Below are 19521 nucleotides of genomic sequence, written 5' to 3' on the forward strand. Positions count from 1 at the left end.
TTTTTCTTTACCATTTTTGTGGTAAAATGATAGAGATTAAGTTATGTGGAGTTAAAATGAATTACTATAATGTTGGAAAGATTGTTAATACTCAAGGCCTTCAAGGGGAAATGCGAGTATTGTCAGTGACTGATTTTACTGAAGAACGTTTTAAAAAAGGTTCAAAATTATCTGTTTTTGATGATAAAGACCGTCTTTTGCTTGATGTTGAAATTGCTAGCCATCGTAAACAAAAGAATTTCGATATTATCAAGTTTAAAGGCATGTATCATATTAATGATATTGAAAAATATAAAGGCTGTACCTTGAAAGTTGCTGAGGAAAACTTGTCAGATCTCGAAGATGGTGAGTTTTATTATCATGAAATTATTGGACTTGATGTCTATGAAAATGATGTTTTAATCGGACAAGTAAAAGAAATTTTGCAACCTGGTGCCAATGACGTATGGGTGGTTAAACGTAAAGGTAAACGCGACTTGCTATTGCCATACATTCCACCAGTTGTTTTAAATGTTGACGTTGCTGGTCACCGTATTGATGTAGATGTGTTGGAAGGACTAGACGATGAAGATTGATATCTTAACCCTCTTTCCAGAAATGTTTGCACCGCTAGAATATTCGATTGTCGGTAAAGCTAAAGAAAAGGGTTTACTTGACATTAATTATCATAATTTCCGTGATAATGCTGAAAAAGCTCGTCATGTTGATGATGAACCTTATGGTGGTGGGCAAGGAATGTTGCTTCGTGCTCAGCCAATTTTTGATACAATTGATAAAATCGATGCTAAAAAACCTCGTGTTATTCTGTTAGATCCAGCGGGTCGTACTTTTGATCAAAGCTATGCTGAAGAATTAGCGCAAGAAGAAGAGTTGATTTTTATCTGTGGGCATTATGAAGGTTATGATGAACGTATCAAAACTTTGGTAACTGATGAAATTTCATTAGGTGATTTTGTCTTGACAGGTGGAGAACTAGCAGCGATGACAATTGTCGATGCGACAGTTCGCTTGATTCCCAATGTTCTTGGAAAAGAAGCGAGTCACCAAGATGATTCTTTCTCATCAGGTTTACTAGAATTTCCTCAATACACACGCCCTTATGATTTCCGTGGAATGAAAGTTCCAGATGTCTTGATGAGTGGCCACCATGAAAATATTCGCAAATGGCGTATTGAACAAAGTCTTCGTAAGACTTTGGAACGTCGACCAGATTTGCTAGAAAATTATGCTTTCACTAAAGAGGAAGAGGCTATTTTCTGTAAGATTCTCAAAGAGAAAGACGCGAAAGAATAGAATATGTGATATAATAGAGGACATGCAGGCTGTATGTCTCTTTATTTTTATGGAGGTTTTATGCGAACGAAGGAAGTTCTTGTTCTTTCCTATCAAGAGAGTTGGAAAGATGATTTTGAGAAGATTGCAAAAGAGTTGCAAGAAGCTCTTGGAAATTTAATTCTTAGAATAGAACACGTAGGTAGCACCTCGGTTCCAGGACTTTCTGCTAAGCCAATTATTGATATTGACTTGGTGATTGCTTGTGATACGGATTTATCTGAGGTTATCAAGGCTTTAGCAGCGATTGGCTACATTCATGAAGGAAATCTAGGGATTGAAGGCAGGGAAGCTTTTGCTTATTCAGGTAAAGAGCATCTTCAAGTTCATCATCTCTATGTTTGTCCGGAAGATTCACCTGAGTTAAAGCATCATCTGGCTTTTCGTGATTATTTGCGAAGTCATCCTGAAGCTGTTTTGGCTTATGGTAACGTTAAAGAAAAAGCAGCAAAGCTATTTCCTAAAGATATTGACAGCTACATTGCCTATAAATCATCAATTATTGAAGAAATATACAAGGAGTTGGAAAAATAAATGTCAGAAAATCGTGAAATCTATGATATTACCATCATTGGTGGTGGACCTGTTGGTTTATTTGCAGCTTTTTATGCTGGTTTACGTGGAGTTTCAGTGAAAATCATTGAAAGTTTATCTGAACTTGGCGGCCAACCTGCGGTTCTTTATCCAGAAAAAATGATTTATGACGTTGCTGGTTTCCCTGGAATTACAGCAGCTGATTTGACGGAAAATCTAATCAAACAATTAGATCGTTTTAAAGATAGTACGGCTATTTGCCTTAAAGAAGAAGTGAAAACTTTTGAAAAAGATGGCGATATCTTTACTATTGAAACAACGAAAGGACAACATTTTTCACGTGCAATTGTGATTGCGTGTGGTAACGGGGCTTTTGCTCCTCGTACGCTTGGTTTGGAAGGGGAAGAAGCATACGCTGATAATAACCTTTTCTACAATGTTCACAAACTAGATCAATTTGCAGGTAAAGATGTGGTTATCTGTGGTGGTGGTGATTCTGCTGTTGACTGGGCAAACCATCTAGATGGTTTGGCTAAAAGTGTTACAATTGTCCACCGTCGCGATGCTTTCCGTGCTCATGAACACAGTGTTGAAGTTTTGAAAGAGTCAAATGTTAACATTTTAACACCTTATGTGCCACTTGAACTTTCTGGTGATGGACAATTTGTTAAGAGTCTGACTGTTCAAAAAGTGAAATCTGATGAAACCATTGAATTGCCACTAGATGCTTTGATTGTTAGCTTTGGTTTCTCAACATCAAATAAAAATCTTAAAAACTGGAACGTCGATTACAAACGTTCAAGCATTTCAGTTTCACCATTGTTTGAAACAAGTCAAGCAGGTGTCTATGCTATTGGTGATGCAGCTGATTATGAAGGTAAAGTTGATTTGATTGCAACTGGTTTTGGTGAAGCACCAACTGCCATCAATCAAGCTATTAACTATATCTTCCCAGATCGTGATAATCGTGTGGTTCACTCAACATCATTAATTAATGAATAAGAAAAAAGCTCTGTAAGAAATTTTCTTGCAGGGCTTTTTCTGTAACTATCAAGAATACTTTCAGAAAATTGACGCTCTAATCGAAAAATGATAGAATTTGAGAGAAAGTGCTTGACATTGACTGGGATTATAGTATAATTCTATCTGTAAACGATTTCAAAAGGAGGTGGCGAGGATTCTAAAATCTAAACGAAAACAGTTAATCATGGAAAAACTTTCTCATGATAAGTTTGTTCGACTAGATGATTTAGTGAGCCTCTTAGATACCTCTGAATCCACTGTTCGCAGGGATTTAGATGAACTTGAAAGTGAGCGTAAACTTCATCGAGTACATGGTGGAGCAGAACTTCCTCACTCTCTCCAAGAGGAATTTACCAATCAACAAAAATCTATCAAAAACATTCAAGAAAAAATGCTGGTTGCTAGAAAAGCAGCATCCTTGATTTCAAATGATGATGTTATTTTTGTAGATGCAGGGACAACCAATGAATTGTTGTTAGGCTATTTGAACCAAGACAATTTAACTGTTGTAACCAACTCGATTCACCATGCGGCTAAGTTGGTTGATAAAAACATTCAGACCATTATTATTGGTGGTCATGTAAAAAAATCAACAGATGCCAGCATTGGAGCTGTGGCTTATGAGCAAATTAAGCAGTTGAACTTTGATAAGGCTTTTTTAGGTATCAACGGTATCGATGAGGAATTTTTAACGACACCAGATATGGAGGAAGCTGTTATCAAGAAAACTGTGATTGAAAATGCTAGAAAGTCATACATCGTTACAGATTCATCAAAAATCGGTCGGGTATCCTTTGCCAAGGTCGATAAGATTGAGAATGTTACCATTATTACCAATCAATCTAGCGGAGCACTGATGAAAAAAATAAAAGAAAATACGAGGGTAATTGAAGTATGATTTACACAGTAACGCTGAATCCATCAATCGATTTTATCGTACGTTTGGATCATTTAGAACTTGGTAGCGTTAACCGCATGACTAGCGATGACAAATTCGCTGGTGGTAAAGGTATCAATGTTAGTCGTATCTTGCAACGTTTGGATGTTGATAATACGGCAACTGGATTTATCGGTGGATTTACTGGACGTTTTGTTGAAGATGGCTTGACTGCAGAAGGTATCAAAACAAACTTTGTTCAAGTTTCTGAAGATACACGTATCAATGTTAAAATCAAAGCTGGTGAAGAAACAGAAATCAATGGTGCTGGTCCAAAAATTTCAGATGAAAAACTTGAAGAATTAAAAGCAATTCTTGCTGGTCTTTCAAGTGATGATACTGTTGTTTTTGCAGGTTCAGCTCCAAGTAGCCTTGGTAACCAAGTTTACAACACATTGATTCCAATTGCTAAAAAAGCTGGTGCAGAAGTAGTTTGTGATTTTGAAGGTCAAACACTTTTGGATTCATTGAACTATCAACCGCTTTTGGTTAAACCAAATAATCACGAATTGGCAGATATCTTTGGTGTAGAATTGAAGGGCCTTGAAGATATTGAAAAATATGCTCGTGAAATTCTTGCTAAAGGTGCTAAAAACGTTATTATTTCAATGGCTGGTGATGGTGCTTTGCTAGTTACACCAGAAGCAGCATACTTTGCAAAACCTATCAAAGGTACTGTTAAAAATTCTGTAGGTGCTGGAGACTCAATGGTAGCTGGATTTACTGGTGAATACGTTAAATCTGGTGATCCAATCGAAGCTCTTAAATGGGGTGTCGCATGTGGAACAGCAACTACATTCTCAGATGATTTAGCAACAGCTGAATTCATTAAAGAAACATATCAAAAAGTAGAGGTAGAAAAACTATGAAAATTCAAGACTTGCTTAGAAAAGAAGTCATGATTCTTGATTTGAAAGCAACTTCAAAAGAAGCTGCTATCGATGAAATGATCACAAGCCTTGTTGAACATGGAGTTGTAACTGACTTTGATACATTCAAACAAGGTATCATGAATCGTGAAGCTCAAACATCAACTGGTTTAGGTGATGGTATTGCCATGCCTCACAGCAAAAATGCAGCTGTAAAGGAAGCAACAGTCTTGTTTGCAAAATCTGCTGCGGGTGTTGATTATGAAGCCTTGGATGGTCAACCAACTTACCTATTCTTCATGATTGCAGCACCAGACGGAGCAAATGATACTCACTTGGCTGCCCTTGCTGAATTGTCAAAATACCTTCTGAAAGATGGTTTTGCTAATAAATTGCGTCAAGTGACTACAGCTGATGAAGTCATTGCAACTTTCAACGCAGCTGAAGAAGATAATAAAGCTCAAGAAGTCGCAAAAGCAGCTCCTGTTTCTGATGACAAACCGCTTATTGTTGCTGTGACAGCATGTACAACTGGTATTGCTCACACTTACATGGCAGAAGAAGCTCTTATCAAACAAGGTGATGAAATGGGTGTCACTGTTCGTGTTGAAACAAATGGTGCATCTGGTGTTGGTAACCGATTGACAGCAGACGAAATTGCACGTGCCAAAGGTGTTATTGTAGCTGCAGATAAAGCAGTAGAGATGGCTCGCTTTGATGGTAAACCATTGGTGTCTCGTCCAGTTGCTGACGGTATCAAGAAAACTGAAGAATTGATTAACATCATCCTTGATGGTAAAGCAGAAACTTACAAAGCTTCTGCAGAATCAGCGGTTGAATCAAAAGAATCAGGTGAAAAACTTAGCCTTGGTGCTGCTTTCTATAAACACTTGATGAGTGGTGTTTCTCAAATGTTGCCATTCGTTATCGGTGGCGGTATCATGATTGCTCTTGCTTTCTTGATTGATAACATTTTGGGTGTGCCAAAAGATCAACTTTCTAACTTGGGTACATATCACCAAGCAGCTGCTTACTTCAAAACAATTGGTAATGCTGCCTTTGGCTTCATGCTTCCAATCTTGGCTGGTTACATTGCTTACTCAATTGCTGAAAAACCAGGTCTTGTAGCTGGTTTCGTAGCTGGTGCTATTGCTTCAGGAGGATTTGCTTGGGGTAACCTAGAAGGAACACCTTCAGGTTTCCTTGGTGCTCTTGTAGGTGGTTTCCTTGCTGGTTGGTTGGTTAACCTTGTTAAAAAAGCTTGCTCTGGTTTACCACGTTCACTTGAAGGGATTAAATCAATCTTGCTTTACCCATTACTTGGTGTATTCTTGACTGGTTTTGTCATGTTGTTCGTCAATATTCCAATGGCTGCAATTAACACTGGTTTGAATAACTTCCTTGGAAGTCTTCAAGGTGCTTCAGCAGTTCTTCTAGGAGCTATTCTTGGCGGTATGATGGCTATCGATATGGGTGGACCATTTAACAAAGCTGCTTATGTCTTTGGTACAGGTACACTTGCTGCGTCAGTAGCAACAGGTGGTTCAGTTGCTATGGCATCAGTTATGGCTGGTGGTATGGTTCCACCACTTGCAGTATTTGTTGCAACTCTTCTTTTCAAAAATAAATTTACTGAAGAAGAACGTAACTCAGGTTTGACAAATATTATCATGGGTCTTTCATTCATTACTGAAGGTGCTATCCCATTTGGTGCAGCGGATCCTGCACGTGCTATTCCAAGCTTTATGGTTGGTTCAGCTGTAGCTGGTGGTCTTGTTGGAGCATTTGGTATTAAATTGATGGCTCCACACGGTGGTATCTTTGTTATTGCTTTGACAAGCGCTCCAATTCTTTACCTTGTCTTTGTTATCATTGGTGCAATCGTTGCTGGTCTTCTCTTTGGAGCCCTTAAAAAAGCTAAATAATTAAAGTCATTACAATACAACTCATACAAAAATTATTAATCTAATAACCATAAAAAGGGTTTCTTCGGGAATCCTTTTTTGAGTTTTTTAATGCTTTTGTTATAGTTAAAAACTATAACAAACTCTAAGTGCATAGTTAAAAACTATAGCAAAACATAAAAAGATAGAATGGCTAGAACCATTGAAAAATAAGGGTTTATCGGTTAAAATCTTAACTATAAAATTTTTGAATTGTATAGTTTTTAACTAATACGGTTATAGGAGGTAACTATGGTTAAGGTTTCGAATTTGGGATATCCGCGTTTAGGTGAAAATCGTGAGTGGAAAAAATTGATTGAATCATATTGGGCTGGCAATATTTCACAAGACGAGCTTCAAGCACAAGCCAAAGAATTGCGCTTGTCATTCTTGAAAAAACAAGCTGATGCAGGTCTTGATTTAATCCCTGTTGGTGATTTTTCTCTTTACGATCATATTTTGGATTTGTCAGTTCAATTTGGCGTTATTCCGAATCGTTTTGCTAAAGAAGATATCAATCTTGATTTATTTTTTGCTATTGCGCGTGGGAATAAAGAAAATGTTGCATCATCAATGAAAAAATGGTTTAACACAAACTATCACTACATTGTGCCAGAATGGACAAAGGTTAAACCACATTTGACAAATACACGTTTGCTTGACTTGTATCTTGAAGCAAAAGAAGTAGTTGGTGATAAAGCAAAACCAGTCATCACAGGACCAATCACTTATGTAGCAGTGTCAGCTGAGGTTTCTGATTTTACATCAGCAGTTAAAAAACTTTTGCCACTTTACAAACAAGTTTTCACAGAGTTGGTAGAAGCAGGCGCTACATACATCCAGGTCGATGAACCAATCTTTGTCACTGATGAAGGTGCGGATCTTCTTGAAGCTGCTAAATATGTTTATGCTTATTTTGCCAAAGAAGTTCCTCAAGCTAAAATCATTTTCCAAACATATTTTGAAGCTTTGATTGATGCTAAAGACTTGTCAGAACTTCCTGTCGCTGCCTTTGGTCTTGATTTTGTTCATGGTCTTGAAGAAAACCTTGAAGCTATTGAAGCAGGATATTTTGAAGGAAAAGAAGTATTTGCAGGGGTTGTTGATGGACGTAATATTTGGGCAACTGATTTTGTAAAAACATCTGCCTTGCTTAAAAAAATCCAAGAAAAAGTTGGTAATCTTGTGATCCAACCATCTTGTTCACTACTTCATGTGCCAGTCACAACTAAAAATGAAACTGATCTTGATCCAGTTTTGAAAAATGGTCTTGCATTTGCTGATGAAAAACTACAAGAACTTGAACTTTTGAGCCAATACCTAGATGGTCAAGAAACTGAAGCTTATAAACAGCATGTGGCTGATTTTGATGCCTTGCAAGCAGCAGACTTCCGTAATGTTACGCTTGAAAGTTTGGACAACGTACCAACAGAACGCGTTGACTATAAGATTCGTCGCAAAGTCCAACAAGAAAAACTTGGTTTGCCAACTCTTCCAACAACAACGATTGGATCATTCCCTCAATCACCAGAAATTCGTCGCACTCGTTTGGCTTGGAAACGTGGTGACATCTCAGATGCAGAATATGAAGAATTTATCAAATCGGAAATCGCACGTTGGATTAAGATTCAAGAAGACTTAGATATCGATGTTTTGGTACACGGTGAATTTGAACGTGTGGATATGGTTGAGTTCTTTGGTCAAAAATTAGCTGGATTTACCACAACCAAACTTGGCTGGGTTCAATCATACGGATCACGTGCAGTTAAACCACCAATTATTTACGGTGATGTTAAACACATTCAACCATTGTCAGTGAAAGAAGTGGTTTATGCTCAAAGCCTAACAGACCGTCCGGTTAAAGGAATGCTAACAGGACCAATTACAATTACTAACTGGTCATTTGAACGTTCTGATATTTCACGCGCAGATCTTTTCAATCAAATTGGACTAGCTATCAAAGATGAAATCAAATTGCTTGAAGATGCTGGAATTGCCATTATTCAAGTGGATGAAGCTGCTCTTCGTGAAGGATTACCGCTTCGTAAAGCTAAGCAAAAAGCATATCTTGATGATGCGGTTCATGCTTTCCGCATTGCGACATCATCTGTAAAAGATGACACACAAATTCATACGCATATGTGCTACTCTAAGTTCAATGAAATCATTGACTCTATTCGCGCTTTGGACGCTGATGTTATTTCAATCGAAACAAGCCGTAGTCATGGTGATGTGATTGAATCATTTGAAACAGCTGTCTACCCACTTGGTATTGGTCTTGGTGTTTACGATATTCATTCACCACGTGTACCAACAAAAGAAGAAGTGATTGCAAATATTGAACGTCCACTTCGTCAATTGTCATTAGAACAATTCTGGGTAAACCCTGACTGTGGTCTTAAAACACGTCGCGAACCAGAAACAATTGCCTCACTTAAAGTATTAGTTGAAGCAACTAAGGAAGTTCGAGCAAAATACGGAAAATAAGGAAGGTTAAGCTATGTCACGATTATTAGAACGTTTAAAAACAGATATTTTAGTCGCTGACGGTGCTATGGGAACTCTTCTTTATGCTAATGGTCTTGATAATTGTTACGAAGCTTATAATTTGACACATCCAGAAAAAGTATTAGCGATTCATAAAGCTTATATTGACGCTGGTGCTGATGTCATTCAGACAAATACCTATGCAGCTAAACGACACCGCTTGAGTGGTTATGGCTTTGATGATAAGGTTAAGGAAATCAATCAAGCCGGTGTTAGGATTGCAAGGCAAGCAGCTGGTGAGGATACTTTCGTTTTAGGAACTGTTGGGGCACTTAGGGGTCTCAAACAGTGTGATTTAACACTTGATGAAATTATTCAAGAAACACTGGAACAAGTTGGTTATTTACTTGAGACTAAGGAAATTGACGGTCTTTTGTTTGAAACTTATTATGATGAAGAAGAAATTATCGAGGTCTTAAAAGCAGTTAGGCCTTTGACGGATTTACCGATTATTACTAATATTTCTCTTCATGAAGCTGGAATTACTGAAAATGGTCGTCCTTTGGTCGAAATCTTTGGTAAACTTGTCATGCTTGGGGCAGATGTTGTGGGATTGAATTGTCACTTGGGACCATATCATATGATTCAATCTCTGAAACAAGTACCTCTTTTTGCCCAATCTTATTTAGCTGTTTATCCAAATGCTAGTTTGTTATCTTTCGTTGATGACAATGGTAGTGGGCAGTATGGATTTAGCCAGAATGCAGATTATTTTGGAAAAAGCGCAGAGCTGCTTGTTGCAGAAGGCGCACGTTTGATTGGCGGCTGTTGTGGAACAACTCCTGACCACATCAGAGCAGTCAAACGAGCTATTAAAGGTTTAAAACCAGTTACTCGAAAATTCGTTACGCCAATGGTTGAAGAAGCAGAGCTGATTAAAGCAGTTAAGCAGTCAGAAACAATCGTTGACAAAGTTAAAAGAAAAGTGACCATTATAGCTGAGCTTGACCCACCAAAAACGCTTGATATTAAAAAGTTTACTGAAGGGGTAAAAGCATTAGATGAGGCGGGGATATCCGCGATTACCTTGGCAGATAATTCTTTAGCAAAAACTCGAATTTGTAATGTGAGCATTGCTTCGCTTTTAAAAGATGAGATTTCAACGCCATTTTTGCTACATTTATCTTGTCGTGATCATAATATGATTGGACTTCAATCACGTCTTTTGGGGATGGATGTGTTGGGATTCCATCAGGTATTAGCGATTACAGGGGACCCATCTAAGATAGGAGATTTTCCGGGAGCAACCAGCGTATACGATGCCACTAGCTTTAAACTATTAGAGTTGATTAAGCAACTCAACAAAGGAAAAGGCTACAGTGGTGCCAGTATTAAAAAAGAAACAACGTTTACAGCAGCTGCGGCTTTCAATCCTAATGTCAAAAATCTATCACGTTGCGGTCGTTTGATTGAGAGAAAGATTGCTGCTGGAGCCGATTGTTTTATTACACAGCCTATTTTTAACAGTGAAATTATTGAAAATCTAGCGGATTTAACACGAGATTATGAAACGCCATTTTTTGTTGGGATTATGCCCATTACTAGCTACAATAACGCCGTTTTCCTTCACAATGAAGTTCCTGGTATTCAATTATCAGATGACTTCTTAGCCAAATTAGAAGCTGTCAAAGATGACAAGGAAAAATGCCAACGATTAGCTTTAGAAGAGAGTAAGGCATTAATTGACCACGCTTTAGAATTCTTTAACGGAATTTACCTCATTACACCATTTATGCGCTATGATTTAACGGTTGAACTAATTGATTATATCCATCAAAAAGTTGAACAAAGAAACCAAATAATATCTTAATAAAAAGAGAGATAAAGATTATCTCTCTTTTTTTGATTAAAATCTTCATTTTTTGGCTTGACTTAGAGTTTACTCTAAGGTGTATGATAAGAATACTTGAGAAGGATTTTTGTATTTTTTCTGGATGTTCAAAAATATCATAAAGTAAATGCTTTCTTATTTGACAAGATATTGACACAAAGTAAACAAAAATAGTAAAATAGTTTCATTTGTAAAATATAATTTAGTGAGAAAGTTAGTAATGTTAAAAACACTTGTCATTTATTTTTCGGTTTCTGGATGTACAAAACGAGTCGCTCAATTAATGGCACATAAATTAGGTGCTGATTTATATCAAATCAAATCTGAGAAACCCTATCAGTTAGATGATTTGAATTGGATGTGTGCTAATTCTAGAGCTAATAATGAGCAAAAAGATAAATCTTGTCGCCCCCAATATTCAGGAAGCCTCCCAGATGTTTCTGAATATGATAGGATTATTTTTGGTCATCCTGTTTGGTGGGGGATTCCGCCAAGAATCATGTATACTGTTATTGAAAAATTAAATTTGAACAATAAAACAATCGCTGTTTTTGGAACATCTGATGGAACTAGCTACAAACAATCTCAGTCTGAGATGGATGCTTTGTTAGATGATTTGTTTATTGAAGGAGATATCTTGTCTGATAGCCAATCAATTGATCAGTGGCTTGAGGGCAATGCTCTTAAATAAGCTGACAAGCTATTCTTTTCAAGTAACTTATATAGGATAAAAAAGGAGAATATATGGTACTTGAAACAATTTCATCACCGCAAGATTTAAAACAATTATCACGTGAAGATTTGCACCGTGTTGTTGATGAAGCACGACAAGCGCTTCTTGAAAAAACAAGTCAACATGGTGGGCACAATGGACCAAACTTTGGTATGGTTGAAATGACAGTTGCTATGCACTATGTTTTTAATTCACCAGTAGATAAATTTATTTTTGATGTGTCACACCAATCATATGTTCATAAAATGTTAACTGGTCGCGCGCAAGCTTTTCTTGACCCAGCGCATTATGATGATGTGTCAGGGTACACCAATCCTAAAGAAAGTGAACACGACCTTTTCACTATCGGGCATACTTCTACGTCATTGTCACTTGCTTCTGGTGTGGCTAAAGCGCGTGATTTGAAAGATGAAGTCTACAATGTTGTGGCTGTCATTGGCGATGGTTCTCTTTCAGGTGGTATGGCATACGAAGGGTTAAACCAAATCGCAACAGAAGGGACAAATACCATTGTCATTGTTAATGATAATGAGCAATCAATCGCAATCAACCCAACTGGTGGTATTTACACAGCTCTTCGTGATTTACGTGAAAGCAAGGGTCAAGCTGATAATAATATTTTCAAAGCTCTTGGTTTTGATTACTATTATCTTGATGCGGGAAATGATCTCGACCAATTAATTGCTTTATTTGAAGAGGTTAAAGATACTAATCACCCTGTTTTGCTACACATTCATACACAAAAAGGTCATGGTGTGTCATTCATGGAAGAAAATCGTGAAGCTTTCCATGCGGGTGGACCATACAATCCTGAAACAGGAGAATATCTTCGAGCTTCAAATGCTTCTGAAACGTATAATAGCATCACAACTGATTTTGTTTTGGATAAGATTAAAAATGACCAAACAGTAATTGCTGTCAATGCTGGAACACCAATGTTTATGTTGAATCAAGACCAACGAAAGCAAGTTGGAAAACAATTTGTTGATGTCGGAATTGCTGAGGAAGAAGCAGCAACAATGGCAGCTGGACTGGCTAAAAATGGTGCAAAACCAATCTGGTACGTAGCAGCACCATTTATGCAACGTACTTATGACCAGTGGTCACATGACATCGCTTTGAACAATCTTCCGGTGACAACTCTTGTTTATTCGGCATCTGTTAGTGCCATGAATGACGAAAGTCACCTTGGCTTCTTTGATATTCCATTTTTAGCCCATATTCCAAATGTGGTTTATCTTGCGCCAACTAGCAAAGAAGAACATTTAGCTATGCTTGATTGGGCTGTTGAGCAAAATGAACATCCGGTAGCTATCCGCATCCCAGTTGGTCCACTTCGTGAAACTGGTCTTGTGGACACAACAGATTATTCAATTCTTAATAAAAACCAAGTGACTCAAAATGGTAACAAAGTTGCGATTTTTGGACTTGGTAATTTCTATGCTTTAGCAGAGGAAGTAGCTAAAGAGTTGGCTGCCAAACATGGCATTACAGCAACAATTGTTAATCCAAAATTTATCACAGGATTGGACGAAGAATTGCTTGACAGTTTGAAAGCTGAGCACCAAGTCGTGGTTACTTTGGAAGATGGCGTTCTTGAAGGCGGCTATGGTCAAATGATTGCAAGTTATCTTGGAGATACTGGCCTTAAAGTCCAAAATTATGGAGTTGAAAAAGCCTTTCATGACCGCTATAAATCCCAAGAACTTTTAGCTGAAAACGGCATTACCGTTGACAATATTGTCAAAACTATTATTAAGCTTTTGGATTAATAACTGTAGCCTGAGGCATTTGTCTCAGGTTCTTTTTATCTTCAATGGCTTAAAGTCTCTTTTTTAGCAAAAATTTGTTATACTGAGAGGTGACTTTTTGAAAGGACTGTATTGTATTTGGCAAATATAAGAAAAAGGAAGAAAAGAAGAAAAGTTAGTAGAAAAAGGCGTCGAAAAAATTTACCACAGTCAGTTTTGTATGGCATGGCTTTTCTAGCGTTTTTAGCTTGTTCAACCTTGCTTTTTTATGCCTATCACTCACAAGAAGGAGCACAAGCAGCATCTACAGATACGAGTCAATCCTCTCAAGACACGACGACTATAACATTTATTCAAACAATTGGTGAAACAGCTCGTCAAATTGCTGCTCAAAATGATCTTTATGCTTCAGTCATGATTGCTCAAGCTGTTTTGGAATCAAATAGTGGTCAGTCAGCACTCAGTCAGCCACCTTATTATAATTTCTTTGGGATTAAAGGTGATTATAATGGGCAAACGGTAACTATGAAGACTTGGGAAGATGATGGTAGTGGGAATGCTTATACGATTGATGCGCAGTTTCGGTCTTATGGAAGTTTAGAGGAGTCACTACAAGATTATGCGCAATTTCTCCAAAAAGATTTGTATGCAGGAGTGCATAAATCACAGACGACTTCTTATCAAGAAGCTACCGCAGCACTAACAGGAACCTATGCTACAGACACGTCTTATGGTGATAAATTAAATCAGATTATTTCAGAATATGATTTGACCATCTATGATAGTTGGTAAGCCCTGTTTTTGGTATGGTTTTTAGTTAGTGAAAAGAATTTCAAAGTTCAAAGAAAAGCGTGCAAAATAGTGTTGAAATATGCTATAATGGGAAATGATATACAAAGAGGAGATAAGTATGGAATTAGTACGTGAAAAAGAATTTGTCAACCAATACCATTATGATGCAAGAAATCTCGAATGGGAAAAAGAAAATGGTACACCGAAGACTAATTTTGAAGTCACATTTCAATTAGTGAAGAAAGACACAGAAAGTAACCAAACAACAATTGTTTCTGTTTTACAATTTATTGTAGTGAAACAAGAGTTTGTTATCAGTGGAGTTGTCTCACAAATGGTTCACATTCAAAATCGTATTGTTAATGAACCTAGCGAATTCACTAAGGACGAAGTTGAATATTTGGCAGCGCCGTTATTGGATATCGTGCAACGCCTAACATACGAAGTAACCGAAATTGCCCTCGATCGTCCAGGGGTTAAATTGGAGTTTAGAAATTAATGAAATTAGCAGTTATAACAGATACAACCGCAGTTTTGTCAGATGACCTTAAGGCAAAAGAGAATCTTTTTGTCTTAGATATCCCAATCATGATTGGTGGGATTTCTTACGTTGAAGGTAAGGATTTAAGCTTGGATGATTTTTACAGAAAAATGGCTATGTCACCAACCCTTCCTAAAACAAGCCAACCAAGTCTAGCTAAATTAGATGAAATTTTGACTAAACTTTCAACTGAAGGCTATACTCACGTTGTTGGATTGTTCTTGTCATCAGGCATCTCAGGATTTTGGCAGAATATCCAATTTTTGATTGACGATTATCCTGAATTAACGATTGCATTTCCAGATAGTAAAATCACGTCAGCACCACTTGGTAGCATGGTAAAAAATACCTTAAATTGGGCTGAAAATGGTGTTTCATTTGATGAGATTTTAGCTAAATTGCAAAAACAAATTGATGGAACAAGTGCTTTTATCATGGTGGATGACTTGAACCACTTGGTAAAGGGTGGTCGTTTGTCAAACGGTTCTGCTTTGATTGGTAATTTGCTTAGCATTAAACCAATTCTTTACTTTAATGATCAAGGTGTTATTGAAGTTTATGAAAAAGTACGAACTGAGAAAAAAGCCATTAAACGTCTTGTCGATGTGTTATCAGATGTGACAAAAGATGGGGAGTACGAAGTCTTCATCATTCACTCTCGTGCTGAAGAAAAAGCACAACACTTCTATCAAGCTTTGGCTGAAAGAGGTCAAACGAAGAATCTTGAAATTGTAACATTTGATGGCGTAATTGCTACTCATTTGGGGGAAGGCGCAGTTGCATTTGGTTTCACACCAATTGTCTAAGTCTTAGAGAGGAAAAGGAAAAGACATGAGTATTAAAGTTATCGTAGCAGGTTTTAAAGGAAGAATGGGTTCAGCAGCAGTAAACATGGTTAAGGGAGATGATGAATTAACCTTAGCAGCTTTGCTTGATCCATTTGCAACAGAAAAAGAAGTTGATGGCGTTCCAGTCTTTACTGATAAATCACAATTAGTTGGTTTTGATGCTGACGTATGGGTTGATTTTACAATGCCAGCTGTTGCTTATGAAAACACTCGTTTTGCTTTAGAAAATGGCTTTGCTCCAGTTGTTGGGACAACAGGATTTTCTGAAGACGAAATTGCCGAATTGATTGCTCTTTCTGAAGACAAGAAAATCGGTGGACTCATTGCCCCTAACTTCGCTATCGGTGCAATTTTACTCATGGAATTTGCTGCTAAAGCAGCCAAATATTTTCCGGACCTTGAAATTATTGAATTACATCATGATAAGAAGAAGGATGCTCCTTCAGGAACGGCTGTGAAAACAGCTGAATTGATTCGCGAAGTGCGTCAAGCTAAGAAACAAGGTGCTCCAGATGAAGTTGAAACACTTAAGGGAGCGCGTGGTGCTGATTTTGATGGTATGCGTATCCACAGTGTTCGCTTACCTGGCCTGGTTGCTCACCAAGAAGTTATTTTTGGGGCACAAGGTGAAGGGTTAACACTTCGTCATGATTCATATGATCGTATTTCATTTATGAGTGGCGTTAATATTGGAATTAAAGCAGTTGTGAAACAAGATAAACTTGTTTATGGTTTGGAAAAATTACTATGAAATTAAACAATCTGCCTTCTGAATTTCAGGAGGCTTTACCAATTTTAAAAAAAATTCGTGAAGCAGGCTATGAGGCATACTTCGTTGGCGGTAGCGTTCGAGATGTCTTACTAAATCGCCCAATTCACGATGTAGATATTGCAACAAGTTCTTACCCAGAAGAAACAAAAAGTATTTTTCACCGTACCGTTGATATTGGGATTGAGCATGGGACTGTGCTTGTTCTTGAAGAAGGTGGCGAGTATGAAATCACTACTTTCCGTACGGAAGATGTTTATGTAGATTATCGTAGACCAAGTAGCGTATCTTTTGTTCGCTCACTTGAAGAGGATTTAAAACGTCGTGACTTTACGGTAAATGCTTTTGCACTTGATGAAACAGGTTTGATTATTGATAAATTTAATGGCTTAGCTGACCTGAAAGCCAAATTGTTACGTGCGGTTGGAAATCCAGCTGAGCGTTTTAATGAGGATGCCCTTCGCATCATGCGTGGTTTTCGTTTTTCAGCTAGTCTTGATTTTGATATTGAACCTGAGACTTTTGCTGCCATGGCAGCACATGCGCCCTTACTTGAAAAAATTTCAGTAGAGCGCTCTTTTATTGAATTTGACAAATTATTGATGGCACCTTTCTGGCGTAAAGGGATTAAAGCCATGATTGCAAGTGAAGCTCAAAAATACCTTCCTTATCTTGAGAATGCTCATGATCATTTGCAACAATTCTTGGATGATTTGGCAGACGATTATCACTTTAAAACATCAGAACAAGCTTGGGCAGCTTTGCTATTAGCGTTGGATGTCAAAGATGTTCGTGCCTTTTTGCGAGCTTGGAAAACATCAAGTCAATTCCAAAAAGACGTTGAAAAGATTGTGTCAATCTATCGTTTCCGTTTGACAAATGAACTTGATAAGATGGAAATGTATTGCTATGGTCGTAATCTGATTGAGCAGGCAGAAGACCTTCGTTTAGGTTTTGGTCTACCAGTTGATTTTGCGACGATTGAGCGCTTGGATAAGGAATTAACCATTCATGACAAACATGAGATTGTGGTCAACGGTGGTATGCTGATTAAAGAAATGCAATTCAAACCAGGACCTGAGCTTGGTCAAATTCTAAAAGCAATCGAACAACATATTGTACTTGGTAAGCTTGCCAATGATAAAAAAGCTATTTTTGAATTTATTAGAAAGGAAAGCAAATGAGCGATTTTATCGTAGAACACTTAACGAAATCCGCTGGGGATAAAACCGTATTTCGTGATATTTCCTTTATTATTCATGATTTTGATCGTATCGGGATTATTGGGGTTAACGGAACTGGTAAGACAACACTTTTAGATGTTATCTCTGGTCGACTTGGTTTTGATGGTGATGTGTCACCATTTTCAGCAAAAAATGGCTATAAAATTGCCTACTTAACGCAAGAACCTGAATTTGATGATGACAAGACGATTTTAGATACTGTTTTGTCTTCTGATTTGCGTGAGATGACTTTAATCAAGACTTATGAAACATTGATGGCTAATTATGATGAGGCTAATCAAGATAAGCTCGAAAAAGTCATGACCGAAATGGATTCACTTGATGCTTGGGCAATTGAGAGTGAAGTCAAGACTGTTTTAACGAAGTTGGGCTTGGAAGACTTGTCACAAAAAGTTGGCGATTTGTCAGGTGGACTTCGTCGTCGTGTTCAGTTAGCCCAAGTCTTGTTGAATGATGCTGACTTGTTATTACTTGACGAACCAACCAACCACTTGGATATTGATACCATTGCTTGGTTGACGAATTTCTTGAAAACATCTAAGAAAACGGTACTTTTCATTACCCACGACCGATATTTCTTGGATAATGTGGCAACACGAATTTTTGAATTGGCTAACAGCCAACTGACAGAATATCAAGGAAATTATCAAGATTATGTACGCTTGCGTGCAGAACAAGATGAACGTGATGCGGCAACCCTTCATAAGAAAAAACAACTTTACAAGCAAGAGTTGGCTTGGATGCGTACGCAACCACAAGCACGTGCTACAAAACAACAAGCTCGTATCAATCGTTTCAATGATTTGAAAGCTGATTTGTCAGGAGCAACACAATCATCTGAGCTTGAAATCAATTTTGAAACAAGCCGTATTGGTAAAAAAGTTATCAATTTTGAAGATGTTTCTTTTGCTTATACTGATAAACAAATTTTGACAGACTTCAACCTTTTAGTTCAAAATAAAGACCGAATCGGAATTGTTGGTGATAATGGTGTCGGAAAATCAACTCTTCTAAACTTAATTAATGGTGATTTGAAACCAACAAGCGGTAAAGTTGAGATTGGTGAAACGGTTCGCATTGGTTACTTTTCACAGTTGCCAAAAGACATGGATGAGGACAAACGTGTCATCAATTATCTACAAGAAGTAGCAGATGAAGTGAAGACAAGTGTCGGAACAACTAGTGTTACAGACTTGTTAGAACAATTCTTGTTCCCGCGTTCAACTCATGGCACATTGATTTCAAAACTATCTGGCGGTGAGAAAAAGCGTCTATACCTTTTGAAGATTTTGATTGAAAAACCAAATGTTCTTCTTCTTGACGAACCAACAAATGATCTTGATATTGCAACTTTGACAGTGCTTGAAAGTTTCTTACAAACATTTTCTGGTCCTGTAATTACCGTTAGTCACGACCGTTATTTCCTTGATAAAGTAGCCAATAAAATTTTGGCATTTGAAAATGGTCATGTGAGAGAATTCTTCGGTAACTATACAGATTATCTTGATGAAAAAGCATTTGAAGAAAATGCTGCTGTTCAAGTTAAGAAAGAAGCGCAACAAAAGACTGAAAAAGAAAAAACTAAGAAAAAACGCATGTCTTACTTTGAAAAACAAGAATGGGAAGTCATCGAAGATGAAATTGCCAAACTTGAAGAAGACATCGAAGCTATTGAAGCTCAAATGCAAGAAAATGCTAGTGATTATGGCAAACTAGCTGAACTTCAACGTTCATTGGATGAGACAAATGAAACTCTCCTTGAAAAATACGAAAGATATGAATACCTAAGTGACTTAGCTGAATAAGCAAGGTCACTTCTTTCATATA

The 19521-nt window shown here is 37.5% G+C and carries 17 protein-coding genes; all 17 read left to right on the plus strand.

The features are described from left to right. Nucleotides 1-56 precede the first annotated feature (56 nt). Nucleotides 57-575, plus strand: a complete 519-nt coding sequence (rimM, locus tag BLP98_RS01805; protein WP_074481625.1) for a ribosome maturation factor RimM — start codon at nt 57-59, stop codon at nt 573-575. Then, nucleotides 565-1293 carry a tRNA (guanosine(37)-N1)-methyltransferase TrmD gene (gene trmD, locus BLP98_RS01810; protein ID WP_074481626.1) on the plus strand — a complete coding sequence of 243 codons (729 nt, stop codon included), beginning with the start codon at nt 565-567 and terminating at the stop codon, nt 1291-1293. The genes rimM and trmD overlap by 11 nt, the downstream gene beginning before the upstream one ends. A gap of 60 nt (nt 1294-1353) precedes the next feature. Next, nucleotides 1354-1866 (plus strand): GrpB family protein, encoded by a 513-nt coding sequence (locus BLP98_RS01815; RefSeq protein ID WP_074481627.1) that lies wholly within the window; start codon nt 1354-1356, stop codon nt 1864-1866. Continuing rightward, nucleotides 1867-2868 carry an NAD(P)/FAD-dependent oxidoreductase gene (locus BLP98_RS01820; RefSeq protein WP_074481628.1) on the plus strand — a complete coding sequence of 334 codons (1002 nt, stop codon included), beginning with the start codon at nt 1867-1869 and terminating at the stop codon, nt 2866-2868. Nucleotides 2869-3034: 166 nt separating this feature from the next. Continuing rightward, entirely contained in the window at nt 3035-3787 is a 753-nt protein-coding gene (locus BLP98_RS01825; protein ID WP_327084533.1) for a DeoR/GlpR family DNA-binding transcription regulator, read from the plus strand. Next, the gene (pfkB, locus tag BLP98_RS01830) at nt 3784-4695 is read left to right on the plus strand and encodes a 1-phosphofructokinase (protein ID WP_074481630.1); all 912 of its coding nucleotides are present in this window, start codon (nt 3784-3786) and stop codon (nt 4693-4695) included. Before BLP98_RS01825 ends, pfkB begins: the two co-directional genes overlap by 4 nt. Continuing rightward, nucleotides 4692-6620, plus strand: a complete 1929-nt coding sequence (locus BLP98_RS01835; RefSeq protein ID WP_074481631.1) for a PTS fructose transporter subunit IIABC — start codon at nt 4692-4694, stop codon at nt 6618-6620. Before pfkB ends, BLP98_RS01835 begins: the two co-directional genes overlap by 4 nt. Before the next feature lie 270 nt (nt 6621-6890). After that, nucleotides 6891-9125: a 5-methyltetrahydropteroyltriglutamate--homocysteine S-methyltransferase gene (gene metE / locus BLP98_RS01840; RefSeq protein ID WP_074481632.1), complete on the plus strand. Its 2235-nt coding sequence runs from the start codon at nt 6891-6893 to the stop codon at nt 9123-9125. A 13-nt stretch (nt 9126-9138) separates the two neighbouring features. Continuing rightward, nucleotides 9139-10995 (plus strand): bifunctional homocysteine S-methyltransferase/methylenetetrahydrofolate reductase, encoded by a 1857-nt coding sequence (locus BLP98_RS01845; protein ID WP_074481633.1) that lies wholly within the window; start codon nt 9139-9141, stop codon nt 10993-10995. Between the two features lie 241 nt (nt 10996-11236). Continuing rightward, nucleotides 11237-11707, plus strand: coding sequence for a flavodoxin (locus BLP98_RS01850; protein ID WP_074481634.1), 471 nt, complete (start codon nt 11237-11239; stop codon nt 11705-11707). Between the two features lie 53 nt (nt 11708-11760). Next, a complete protein-coding gene (locus BLP98_RS01855; protein WP_074481635.1) occupies nt 11761-13521 on the plus strand; it encodes a 1-deoxy-D-xylulose-5-phosphate synthase in 1761 nt (586 codons plus the stop codon). Nucleotides 13522-13632: 111 nt separating this feature from the next. Further along, nucleotides 13633-14292, plus strand: coding sequence for a glucosaminidase domain-containing protein (locus BLP98_RS01860; RefSeq protein ID WP_074481636.1), 660 nt, complete (start codon nt 13633-13635; stop codon nt 14290-14292). Between the two features lie 118 nt (nt 14293-14410). After that, nucleotides 14411-14791, plus strand: a complete 381-nt coding sequence (locus BLP98_RS01865; protein ID WP_074481637.1) for a DUF1149 family protein — start codon at nt 14411-14413, stop codon at nt 14789-14791. Next, a complete protein-coding gene (locus BLP98_RS01870; RefSeq protein ID WP_074481638.1) occupies nt 14791-15639 on the plus strand; it encodes a DegV family protein in 849 nt (282 codons plus the stop codon). The genes BLP98_RS01865 and BLP98_RS01870 overlap by 1 nt, the downstream gene beginning before the upstream one ends. 25 nt (nt 15640-15664) lie before the next feature. Continuing rightward, complete coding sequence (gene dapB / locus BLP98_RS01875) at nt 15665-16432, plus strand: 4-hydroxy-tetrahydrodipicolinate reductase (protein ID WP_039696742.1); 768 nt, start codon at nt 15665-15667, stop codon at nt 16430-16432. Then, nucleotides 16429-17634, plus strand: coding sequence for a CCA tRNA nucleotidyltransferase (locus BLP98_RS01880; protein ID WP_074481639.1), 1206 nt, complete (start codon nt 16429-16431; stop codon nt 17632-17634). The genes dapB and BLP98_RS01880 overlap by 4 nt, the downstream gene beginning before the upstream one ends. Continuing rightward, nucleotides 17631-19499: an ABC-F family ATP-binding cassette domain-containing protein gene (locus BLP98_RS01885; protein WP_074481640.1), complete on the plus strand. Its 1869-nt coding sequence runs from the start codon at nt 17631-17633 to the stop codon at nt 19497-19499. The genes BLP98_RS01880 and BLP98_RS01885 overlap by 4 nt, the downstream gene beginning before the upstream one ends. The last annotated feature ends 22 nt before the right edge of the window (nt 19500-19521 follow it).

Source organism: Streptococcus equinus, assembly GCF_900104225.1.
Taxonomy (GTDB): Bacteria; Bacillota; Bacilli; order Lactobacillales; family Streptococcaceae; genus Streptococcus; species Streptococcus equinus_D.